8 protein-coding genes are annotated in these 11,955 nt (G+C 35.5%); 4 read left to right on the forward strand and 4 right to left on the reverse strand.

What is annotated here, in order from left to right:
- Window positions 1–43: 43 nt before the first annotated feature.
- Both B8967_RS01105 and B8967_RS01110 read right to left on the reverse strand, forming a co-directional pair.
- Window positions 44–1,315, reverse strand: coding sequence for an aminotransferase class I/II-fold pyridoxal phosphate-dependent enzyme (locus B8967_RS01105; RefSeq protein WP_174772376.1), 1,272 nt, complete (start codon window positions 1,313–1,315; stop codon window positions 44–46).
- 81 nt (window positions 1,316–1,396) lie between these two features.
- A complete protein-coding gene (locus B8967_RS01110; protein ID WP_047495732.1) occupies window positions 1,397–2,434 on the reverse strand; it encodes a PLP-dependent cysteine synthase family protein in 1,038 nt (345 codons plus the stop codon).
- Between the two features lie 221 nt (window positions 2,435–2,655).
- Between B8967_RS01110 and B8967_RS01115 the strand changes: the two genes are divergently transcribed.
- The 3 genes from B8967_RS01115 (at window position 2,656) to B8967_RS01125 (ending at window position 8,349) form a co-directional block, all read left to right on the forward strand.
- Window positions 2,656–6,141 carry a glycosyltransferase family 117 protein gene (locus B8967_RS01115; RefSeq protein ID WP_084083962.1) on the forward strand — a complete coding sequence of 1,162 codons (3,486 nt, stop codon included), beginning with the start codon at window positions 2,656–2,658 and terminating at the stop codon, window positions 6,139–6,141.
- Between the two features lie 89 nt (window positions 6,142–6,230).
- Window positions 6,231–7,724 (forward strand): LTA synthase family protein, encoded by a 1,494-nt coding sequence (locus B8967_RS01120; protein WP_084083964.1) that lies wholly within the window; start codon window positions 6,231–6,233, stop codon window positions 7,722–7,724.
- 94 nt (window positions 7,725–7,818) lie between these two features.
- Window positions 7,819–8,349 (forward strand): DUF1697 domain-containing protein, encoded by a 531-nt coding sequence (locus B8967_RS01125; protein WP_084083966.1) that lies wholly within the window; start codon window positions 7,819–7,821, stop codon window positions 8,347–8,349.
- Window positions 8,350–8,476: 127 nt separating this feature from the next.
- Here the strand turns inward: B8967_RS01125 and B8967_RS01130 are convergent, their stop codons facing one another.
- On the reverse strand, window positions 8,477–9,331 hold the full coding sequence (locus B8967_RS01130; RefSeq protein ID WP_047495721.1) for a nucleoside phosphorylase: 855 nt from the start codon (window positions 9,329–9,331) through the stop codon (window positions 8,477–8,479).
- A gap of 18 nt (window positions 9,332–9,349) precedes the next feature.
- On the reverse strand, window positions 9,350–9,811 hold the full coding sequence (locus B8967_RS01135; RefSeq protein ID WP_047495718.1) for a hypothetical protein: 462 nt from the start codon (window positions 9,809–9,811) through the stop codon (window positions 9,350–9,352).
- Between the two features lie 229 nt (window positions 9,812–10,040).
- Here B8967_RS01135 and B8967_RS01140 point away from each other — a divergent pair, with 229 nt between their 5' ends.
- Window positions 10,041–11,870, forward strand: a complete 1,830-nt coding sequence (locus B8967_RS01140) for a cytochrome-c peroxidase (protein ID WP_084083968.1) — start codon at window positions 10,041–10,043, stop codon at window positions 11,868–11,870.
- Window positions 11,871–11,955 lie beyond the last annotated feature (85 nt).

Below are 11,955 nucleotides of genomic sequence, written 5' to 3' on the forward strand. Positions count from 1 at the left end.
AAAAACCACTGAAGTAATTCAGTGGTTTTTTTTATGTTGATGATTAAATCGGTTTAAAACTTAATCCTTGTTCCTGCAGTAATAGCTGTTCCTGCTCTTTATAGTAACCACTTACTAATTTATCATGAATAGCTTCAAATGCGGTCAGGGTTTCATTAATCTCTGCATCCGTATGAGAGGCAGTAGGAATTAACCTTAATAGAATCATTCCTTTTGGAATTACAGGGTATACCACCACTGATGTAAAGATACCGTAATTCTCTCTTAAATCTTTTACAAGAAGGGTAGCTTCTACCGGAGTTCCCTGCATCATTACCGGAGTTACACAAGTATTGGTATCACCGATGTTGAATCCTCTCTCTCTTAATCCGTTCTGTAATTTGTGGGTATTTTCCCAAAGTTTAGCTTTGATCTCAGGTTTCGATCTTAAAAGCTCCAATCTTTTCAATCCTCCGATAACCATTGGCATAGTCAGAGACTTGGCAAAGATCTGAGATCTCAGGTTGAATTTCAGGTATCTGATAATTTCTTTGTCCCCCGCAAGGAATGCTCCGAAACCAGCCATTGATTTGGCAAAAGTGGAGAAGTATACATCAATCTGATCCTGACAGCCTTGTTCTTCACCTGCTCCGGCACCTGTTGTACCCAGTGTTCCAAATCCGTGTGCATCATCTACTAAAAGTCTGAAGCTATATTTTGATTTAAGGTCACAGATCTCTTTAATTTTTCCCTGTTGTCCTCTCATTCCGAAAACTCCTTCGGTAATTACCAAAATACCACCTCCTGTTTCTTCAGCAACTTTGGTAGCTCTCTGAAGGTTTTTTTCAAGACTCTCCATATCGTTATGTCTGTAGGTAAATCTTTTACCCGAATGAAGTCTTACTCCATCCACGATGCAGGCATGAGAGTCTACATCATAAACAATAACGTCATTTCTGTTGACCAAAGCATCAATAGTAGACACCATTCCCTGGTAACCGAAGTTTAATAAATATGCTGATTCCTTTTGTACGAAGTCTGCTAATTCTCTCTCCAGCTGAAGGTGCTGATCTGTCTCTCCGGACATTGCCCTTGCACCCATTGGATAAAACATTCCATATTCTGCAGCTGCATTAGCATCCGCTTCTTTCACTTCAGGATGATTACAAAGACCTAAATAGTCATTGGCACTCCAGAAAATTACTTCTCTACCCTGAAACTGCATTCTCGGACCAATTGGGCCCTCCAACCTTGGGAAAATAAAATATCCTTCACCATAATCTGCAAATTGTCCAAGAGGTCCTGGATTTTCTTTTATTCTTTCAAAAATATCCAACATTATATCGTAATTTTTAAGTAAAAAAGCCTTTGTTGTAGAACACGCAAAAGGCTTAATTTATATTGTGATTATATATTATTATTTGATAAACTCTGTCTTGAAGACTTCATCATAATTGTGAACACAATTATTAACAAATCCTTGCTCAGCCATCCATTTATCACTGTATACCTTAGTAATATATCTTGAACCGTGGTCAGGATAGATTAAAACAATGACATCATTTTCAGTAAGGTTGTGAGATTGGGCATATTGAATTAATCCCTGCGTTACAGCTCCTGTAGTATAACCACCCATAATGGCTTCTTTTAAAGCAATTTCGCGGGTTCTGTACGCAGCCATCTCATCATTTACTCTTACAAACTCATCTACTTTATCGAAAAGAAGGGCAGAAGGAATTAAATTTTTTCCCATACCTTCAATCTGATAAGGATGTACATCTTCCTTATGGATTTCTCCCGTCTCATGATAGCTTTTTAATATAGATCCATCGGCATCCACCCCAATAATTTTAATATCCGGATTTTTCTCTTTCAAAAATTTCGCGGAACCTGATAGGGTACCACCTGTTCCTGTACATGCAAAAAGGTGAGTGATCTTACCTTCTGTCTGCTCCCAAATCTCAGGACCTGTAGTCTGATAGTGGGCATCAATATTCAGTTCATTAAAGTACTGATTGATATAAATGGAATTAGGGGTTTCCTGAGCGATTCTTTTAGCTACTTCATAGTATGATCTTGGATCATCCGCTGCTACATTGGCCGGACATATATATACCGTTGCTCCTAAAGCTTTTAGATAAGCAATTTTTTCAGGCTTCGTTTTGTCGCTTACTGCGAGAATACATTTATATCCTTTGATGATACATACCATTGCAATAGAAAATCCGGTATTTCCGGAAGTAGTTTCTACAACTACAGAATCTTCTTTTAATAAACCTCTCTGCTCTGCATTTTCTATAATATGTAGTGCAATTCTATCTTTGGTGGAATGTCCAGGATTATATGATTCTAACTTGGCATAAACGGTTGCTGGAATATCTTTTGTGACGGTATTTAGCTTCACCATAGGAGTATGTCCTATCAGGCCAAGAATATTATCGTAAACATTACTCATTACTTGTTATTTTCAATAAAAATCTGACTGCAAAAATACAAAAAAATAAATAATTACTAAACTTTTGTTTGAATTCTAGGAGTCTATTTTAGAAAACCTATTTTCTTATTTACAGTTTTAGCAGGAGTACGATCGCAAATTCCACGCCAAATTTTTAAATTTTGTTAAAAACAATATAAAATAATATAAAAGCCTTATTTTCGCATAATTGATTTAATACTATGAAAAATTGGACTTTTAGGCAATGGAACACCGCTTTAGGATGGGTGATTTTCGTCATTGCGTTTTTTACGTACTTGTCCACGATAGAACCCAATTTTAGTTTTTGGGATTGTGGGGAGTACATTTCTTCTGCAGTAAAACTTGAAGTAACGCACGCCCCGGGAGCGGCTTTATTCCAGATTGTGGGTGCCGTGGCAGCCATTTTTGCATTAGGAAAAGGCGAAAATTATTCTATCGTAATTAATGCGATGTCTGCATTGTTCAGTGCGCTGACTATTTTATTTTTGTTTTGGACCATTACACATTTTGTAAGAAGACTGTTAAACAAAGACTTTGAAGAGGTTACTAAGCATCAGGAAATCTCTATTTTATTTGCTGGAGCAATAGGAGCACTTTGCTTTACTTTTTCAGATACCTTTTGGTTTTCTGCAGTAGAGGGAGAGGTGTATTCAATGGCTTCCATGTTTATCGCACTTCTGGTTTGGTTGATCACAAAATGGGAGAATGAGTATAAAGCAGTTGACAGTGAGAGATGGATTATCCTTATTTTCTTTATTTTAGGACTTTCTGTTGGGGTACACATGATGTGTATGCTGGCGATTCCTGCAGTATGCCTTGTATACTATGCAAGAAATTATAAGTTTACCTGGAAAAACTTTATCTGGGCAAACCTTATTACCCTGGGAATTTTGATTATTGTTTTCAAAATTATTTTCCCTTTGATCATGACAATGTTCGGAAGACTGGAGATTTTCTTCGTAAATGGGCTTGGACTTCCTTTCCACTCGGGAACTATTGTTGCGTTTATCATAATGGTAGCGATCTGCTATTTTATTATTAAATATGCAAGAAGAGCAAAGAAAAACGTATACCAGACGGTAGCTTTATCTGTGGTTTTTATGATGATAGGATTTTCTTGCTGGATGGTTATTCCCATCAGAGCAAATGCCAATCCGCCGATGAACCTTAATGATCCTGATACAGCTATTGGTATGTTGGATTATTATAACAGAGAGCAGTATGGTGACTGGCCAACAATCTACGGACAAAACTATACGGCATTTCTTGATGCTAACGGTATTGAGAAAAATGAAGACGGAAGTTTTAAAACAACGAAAACCGGTGAAATCTACGAAAAAGATGAAAAAACCGGAACCTATAGAAAAACCGGAGACCGGTTCAATTATGTATTCAATAAGTCTCAGATAAGCTTAATGCCGAGAATGTTCAGTGAGGATAAAGATGTAATGGCCAATTATATTGCTATGTACGGAGCTCCTGATTTTACATTCAATTACGGAAATGAAGATGTTGCTGATAACCCACAGGCTAAGCAGATCTTCGATGAGATGAGAACAAAATATGAAGACAAATCAATTACTGCGGCAGATTATCTGAAAGTAAAACCATATAACCTGATCAATGTTCAAAAGCCTTCATTACTTCAGAATATGGATTATTTCATTTCTTTCCAGAATGGATATTACTTTGTAAGATACCTGATGTGGAACTTCGTGGGAAGACAGAATGATCTTGAAGGAAATATGGAAAGCACAAAAGGAAACTGGATTTCAGGGATTCCTTTTATCGATAATGCATTAGTAGGAAATCAGGATAAAATGCCTGCTAAGTTTAAAAATGAAAGTACCGTAGCATTTTTCTTCCTTCCATTGATTTTAGGATTGATCGGATTCTTTTTCCAGTTGAACAGAGACTTCGGAAGATTCTATGCTTTGTTATCTTTATTTATTTTAACCAGTGTAGGAATTGTTTTCTATACAGGAGTAAAACCTTTTGAACCGAGAGAAAGAGATTATGCCATGGTAGGTTCATTCTATGCTTTTGCCATCTGGATAGGGTTGGGAGCAGGAGCTATTCTGTGGTTCTTACAATCCAAAATAAAATCTAACGGAGCTAATATAGCATTAGGAGTTGTTTTATTGGGAGTACCATTTATGATGGGCTTCCAGAACTATAATGTTCACGACAGAAGCGATAGATATACTGCGTATGACTATGCTTATTCTGTATTAAAATCATTGCCTAAGAATGATATCCTTTTTGTATATGGGGATAATGATACTTACCCGGTTTGGGCGATTCAGGAAACTGAGAGATTCAGAGATGATGTGAAAGTAGTTAACTTTACCCTGGCTTCTACACCATGGAACTTAGATCAGGTGAAAAGAAGAACGTATAATGCAATGGGAATCCCAAGTCAGTTAACACATGATGATTACAGAGACGGTGTCAATGACCAGATCTATATGATGAAGAAAGAAGATTGGGAAGGTGTTTTCTCTATGTTGAAAGAACAGGGAGCTCCGGAAACAGAATTCCAGTCATTCAGAAAATATCTTACACAGGATTCTTTAACATTGAAGCAGGCTATTGAGTTTATTAAATTCAAGTCTCCTGAAAAAGACCAGCTTTTAAAAATGTATTTCGGAGAGGAGAAATATGAAAAATATAATATTCTTCCGGTTAACAAATTTATCCTTCCTGTCAATAAAGATAACGCATTGAAAGCAGGAATCATCAACGCGGAAGATCTTCCGAATGTAGCGAATCAGATTATGATCACTTACAAAGGAAACACTCTTTATAAGAACAACCTGATCCTGCTAGATCTATTGGCAAACTTCGATTGGAAACGTCCGATTAACTTCTCTTCAGGAGGAATCTATGACAGTGAAAATATTTTCTACCTTAACGAATATCTTCAGTTTGACGGATTCAGCTACAGGCTAATACCAATTCACACCCCTCAGACTCCGGATGGAGATATGGGAAGAGTAGATCCTAATTCTCTTTATAACGTAGTGAAGAACTTCAGATGGGGGAACTTTAAAAATTTAAATGCTCACTTTGATGAGACGGCTACATCCAATATTATCAGCTACAGAATGTCAGCAAGCAGAGCTGCTTCAGCACTTGCATTGAACAATCAGAAAGCGAAGGCATTGGAAATCCTGGATCTTGCAGCTAAAGAAATTCCTGCAGAAAAATATAATGATCCCCGCTCATTAAGTTCAATTGTATCAGGATACATTATTGCAGGGCAGGAGCAGAAAGGTCTTCAGTTAGCAGAAGTGCTTAAAAAAGGAATTTTTGAAGAATATGATTATTATTTAAGCCTTTCAAAAACAGATCAGAGCTATCTGAGAAGACAGATGAGAACAAAACCTATGGAATATTCTCTTGTAGTTTCTGCGGTTACGGATGCTTATACAAGAATAGGACAGAAAGAAAAAGCATATGCTTATCTGGTAAAATCCATTGAACCTATTGATAAGAAATTCAATGTTTTTGTAAAAGAACTTCAGCAGATGGGTAAAGACAAAGCAATGAAGGAATCTGAAAATGTTCAACAGATCACTCCATTCTATCAGTATCTATTTGATATCATGGAACCTTTTGATTCTACTTATTCGAAAGAAAAAGAAAATCAGATTACCACAGCAATTATCAAGGTAACACAATAAAATATTTTAAAAACGGAACTTCGGTTCCGTTTTTTTATTATTGGGAATCCTGAATTTTAAGATTATATTTGTGAAACTAAAAATACAGAATGTCTGAAACAAAGAATAGCAGGTTCCCCATCTATGCTGTAATTTTTACAGTAATTTTTAAACTCCTTTTTTTATTAACGCACTATATTCAGGAAGATGCATTTATCACCTGGAGGGTTGCCCAGAATTTACTGGACTACGGAGTGATCGGTTTCAACGGAGATACTAAAATCTCAGCTTCTACCACTCATCTGTATGTTTTTGTATCCTATATTTTCAACTTTGTTTTTGGAAAAGAAAACTTTATTGAACCTCTTTTGATTTTCAATTCCCTGCTTTTTACAATAGGGACATTGTTTCTTTCTCATTTGGTTCTTAAAAATCCCTGGCATAAAGCTATTTTCATCTTTTTAATAGGTATTCTTCCACCTTCCATTAAAATTTCAATCCTTGGAATGGAGTATGGATTATTATTTTTTCTGGAGATGTCATTACTGTATTATGGTTTTTACAAAGGAAAAAAATGGGTATTGGCCCTGCTTCCTGTTTTGATCATGTTCACAAGAATAGATACGGTGATCTTCCTGGGAATTGTTTTTCTGGTTGACCTTTTCTGGAATAAAAAAATCAGATGGATTTATGTTTTTGGGGGAATTTGGGGTGTTTTATTTACTGTGGCTTTCAACTGGTTCTACTTTGGTGAACTTGTTAATAATACCATTACAGCAAAGAAATTACTATATGAGCAAAGTTTTACATTGCAGCAGCACATCAGCTATTTCTTTGTGAGTTTTGGAAATTTCTGGGGAATGCTAAAAGTACCCGGGAATTTTAATCCCGTAACGGTTGTTGTACTGATTTTTGAAGTCCTGTGTTTTATTTATTTGATCAGACAGAGAAATAACAGAAATTATTTCCTGTGGATGATCTTTATTTTCGGATGGGTAAAACAGATTCTTTTTATCTCTCAGAAGAGTTTATTCGATTGGTATTACTGGGTTCCGCAGCTTCTGCTTTTCGTACCTGTTCTTATTTTTATTTTAGAGCAGAAAGAGAAAAGAAACCTGTGGCTGTCATTATTGACTATATTTTATATTGTTCCCATGCTTGCCTTTCAAACCATTCATGCTATTGCTACAGGAAACGGAGAATGGAATTACCGTAGAACAATCGGTGTATTTTTAAATCAATATGAAAAAGATAAAAATCAATGGATTTTATTGGAGCCGGCAGGCTATGTCCCATATTTCTCAGGCTTAAAAACCATTGATGAAGTAGGTTTGGTAGATAAACAGATTCAGGAAGAAATCAAAAAGGATAAAGTGAATTATTGGATTAATACCGTTAAAACAAGAAAGCCGAAATATCTTCTCTCTTATAAAAATTTATATGAGGGTAATGATGCTAATGCTGTGTATTATCAGACTCACTATAAACTTTTGAAAGAGTTCAGAGTGAAAGATCATCTGAAAAGTAATCATAAAATACTGGAAAAAATCTATAAACTGAAGCCTTCTGGAACTGATTATAATTTATATATTAAGGTAGAATAAAGAATAAAGAATAAAGAAGTTGAAAGGGTAGACGTACTCAAACTCCAAAACCCTCCAACCCAGTATCTGCAACCTATTCTCTAAAATCTAATCTATGAAATACTGTGCTTTTCTCCGTGGTGTCAATGTAAAAGGAACAAACATGAAAATGGCTGACGTATGCCAGGTTTTTAAAGATGCCGGAATGGAAGAGGTAAGTTCCATACTTGCTTCCGGAAATATTGTGTTCTCTTCAGATAAGGCTGTTGAAGAATTAAAGGAAATTCTGGAAAAAGCTATGTCCGGACATTTTTCTTATGAAGCTTTTCTGTTTGTTAAAGCAAAGGAGGAAGTAGAATTATTCTGGAGTGGTATCCCTTTTGAAAAGAATGAGAACCTTCATATTTATGCCTTTGTGGGCGTTTCAGGTGTGGAAGATGTTTTGATGGAAGAATTTCAAAAAGCTTCCCATACTGAAGATGAAAAGGCAGAAATTATCAACAGTATATTTTACTGGCAGGTTCCAAAAGGAAATACCTTAGATTCTACTTTTGGAAAGATTTTAGGCAAAAAAAGCCTTAAAGACCGGTTTACAAGCAGGAATACCAATACTTTTGAAAAAATCCTGAAGAAGATGAACGGATAAGAGTATATTTAATAGAAATGAAGCTTTGCTCGTTTACCAAAGAAAACTTTAGTCTAAACCTGATAAAAATAAAAAAGCTATCCTCAATGAGAATAGCTTTCTGTATGTATTATAGTTATAATCTTAACTATTTAATGATTCTTTCCAATACCCATTCAATCAGGTTTTTCTCAGAAGCATGGTGATCTGCGGAGAATTCTCCACGTCTTCTGTTAGCAATTACGTTATTTACTGTAATGGCTTTATGGCCTAATAATTTTGAAAGCGCATAGATGGCAGAAGTTTCCATCTCGAAATTCGTGATTCCCAGATCATTTAAAGTTTCCAGGAATTTGTCATCTACTGCTTTTAAACGAAGCTGTCTTCCCTGTGGAGCATAGAACCCCGGGAATGTAGCTGTATTTCCGTGATATTTGGCATCTTTATAATAGTCTCCCATTTCTTCTGCCCAGTCTGAGAAATAAAGCATTGGCTTAATTTTTTCATAAGGGAATTTTTCCATGAAGCTTTTAGAAAACTCATTTTCAAAGTTGTAATCCTGGTAAAAATGCATTAACCCGTCTAGTCCCACTACATTTTGGGTAACCAGCATATTATCAACCTGTACATCCGGGTTTACACTTCCGCAAGTTCCCATACGGAATAATTCAAGAGCTTTGTGTTCAGTTTTGAACTCTTTATTTTTAAGATCGATATTAACCAAAGCATCCAGTTCGTTCATCACGATATCGATGTTTTCAGTTCCGATACCTGTAGACATTACTGTAATTCTTTCTCCGCGAAGAGTTCCTGTATGCGTATAAAATTCTCTCTTATTTTTTTTGATTTCTACTGTGTCAAAATATTTTGAAACCTTCGCTACTCTGTCGGGATCACCTACAAGGATGATTTTATCAGCGATATCTTCAGGTAAAAGGTTCAAGTGGTATACACTTCCGTCTTCATTCAGAACAAGTTCTGAGGCAGCAAGTTTATTGAGCATAATGTATATTTTTATATTTTAATTAATGAAAATTGCGTCTTTATAAGGAGACCCGGCAAGATCGAAGATCGTATCATATTCTTCAACGATTCTTTTTTGCCCCTGAATTACTTCGTATACCGTAATAATTGTTTTCTCAAAATTTTTAGGATCTTTCCTTTGTGAGGTAACCTCATAGAAATGATCATCTTTTTTGAGAACAGAAACGAGTTCCTCCTTAGTTGAGTTGTTGGTTTCCATCATTCCGGGAAACTCCATAACAACATCTTTTAGTTCAGTATAATTTTTATAAGGTTTTGTGATTCCATTTGAATAAACATAGACATTGGGAATATCTTTGCCTTGTTCCAGACGGACCAGGTAATAATCATTACCTTTCTTCTCTGCATACACAGCCATTTCCTGTTGTTTTTTCTTTTGCGAAAAAGCAGAAAGAGAAAGCAGGCTGGCCATACAAGCAAACAATAACTTTGTTTTCATATTATTATTTTAGTTTTGATTTGTTGAATTAAATTAAAAAATCCTCTCCCAATAACCTTCACCATTATTTTTTACCGGTTTTTTAGAATAAACCGTCTTCCTTAGAATAATGAATTTGATTTCGGGGTTTAAAATTAGTAAAAAATCCGTTATCTAAAATATAAACATTTTTTAATCTCCTATTAAAGTTAAGATAATATTTGATGAATAGCTTTGCCGTTAAAAATTAATGAAATCTTACCCATTGCTTGTTGTGATCCTTTTAATAGGATTTGCAGTAATGTCTTTTAATCCGGTTTACAAAGGAAAGGAAAACGAAAATACATTTATCAATAAAGGTTTAACAGACTTTAAAGGCAAGCTGGAACAGTTGAAATCAGATGTTTACCGGTTTTCAGAAGATAAGATTTCCCTTGAAGAACTGCAGAAATCTCTGAGCAGTACCAGAAATTCATTCAAAGAAATAGAATTTTATATTGCCTATCATTACCCTGAATATACAAAAACTCACCTTAACGCAGCGCCTTTATTCCATATTGAAGCAGCTGGGACATCGGCTTATACACTTCCGCCGGAAGGACTGCAGGTTTTGGATGAACTTATATTCTCCGAAGATGCTGAGAATGAAAAAGTAAAGATCAAAACCATTACTGACTTTTTATACAATAGCTACTCAAATTTCTATCTGAGTACCGTGAAAAATGGAGTAAGCAGAGGAAATAATAAAACCCTGCCTTTGCGTATAGAGCTGATCAGAGTTTATACATTGGGAGTTACCGGATTTGATACTCCTGGTTCTTTGAATACTTCTGAAGAAGCCCGTTCAGCATTTTGGGGAATCAAAAAATATATCAGCGACGATCTCTATTTTAAAAATTATAATACAGAGAAAGCCCATCAGATTCTGGCTGAAGGGATCAGCTATCTGTCTTCCCATAAAGATTTCGAAACTTTTGACAGGATAGAATTTTACAAAAAATATATACAGCCTTTATATGAAGAATTGGGGAGATGGGACGGAAGACCCGACGATCTGAAAGAATTCTCAGGCTGGAATGTAGGTAACAAAAACCTCTTTAGCAGTGATTTCTTAGATCCTTATTTCTATACTTTATTAAAATCTTCGGAAGACAATCCTTCCCTTAGAAACCTTGGAAAATCCATTTTCTATGATCAGAACCTTAGTGGTAACGGAAAAATGAGCTGTGCTACCTGTCATCTTCAGGACAATGCGTTTACAGACCTTAAGGCAAAATCTCCAAGCAATATCGAAGGAAAAACAGTCTTAAGAAATTCACCTTCTCTTTATAATGCTGTTTTTGCCAAAAGATTTTTCTATGACCTTCGGGCTTTTTATCTTGAACAGCAGGCTGAACATGTCATTTATAATGAAGAAGAATTTAATACCAGCTATGAAAATATCATCAGCAAATTAAAAACAGACCCTGAATACAAAAAGAAATTCCGTAATGCTTTTAAAGACGGTAAAATCAATAAAGAAAATTTCTCAAAAGCCTTAAGCTCTTATGTGGCTTCGCTATATTCTTTTGACAGTGATTTTGACCGTTTTATGAGAAATGAAAAAGAGGTTTCCGAAGATGTTAAAAAAGGTTTTAATTTATTTATGGGGAAAGCCAATTGTGCGACCTGTCATTTTGCCCCTCATTTTTCAGGATTGGTACCACCGCTTTTCAATGAAAATGAATCGGAAGTATTAGGAATCACAACAAAACCTGTTAATCAGCTTCCTGTAGAATTAGACTCCGATCTTGGAAGAGGAAAAAGCCCGGTGAAAAAAGAGAAATCATGGATTTATGATTATTCATTCAAGACTGTTACAGTAAGAAATATTGCCCTTACCAAGCCTTATTTCCATAATGGGGCTTTCAGTACGCTGGAAGAAGTTCTCGATTTTTATAACGAAGGTGGAGGAGAAGGCTTAGGATTAAAAATGAAAAATCAAACATTAGCTCCCGATAAACTGAATCTTACCCCGACAGAAATTAAAGAGATTATTGCTTTCCTGAACGCTCTTACTGATGTGAGTAAAGCGAAATAATAAGGGTTTGAAGCTCGGGGTAAAAGTTGTAAGATGTTGATCGTTAGTGTTTAGTATAGTCCATAACCTTATAGGTTTCAAAAAC

This window comes from Chryseobacterium sp. YR221, assembly GCF_900176315.1.
Classification (GTDB): Bacteria; Bacteroidota; Bacteroidia; order Flavobacteriales; family Weeksellaceae; genus Chryseobacterium; species Chryseobacterium rhizosphaerae.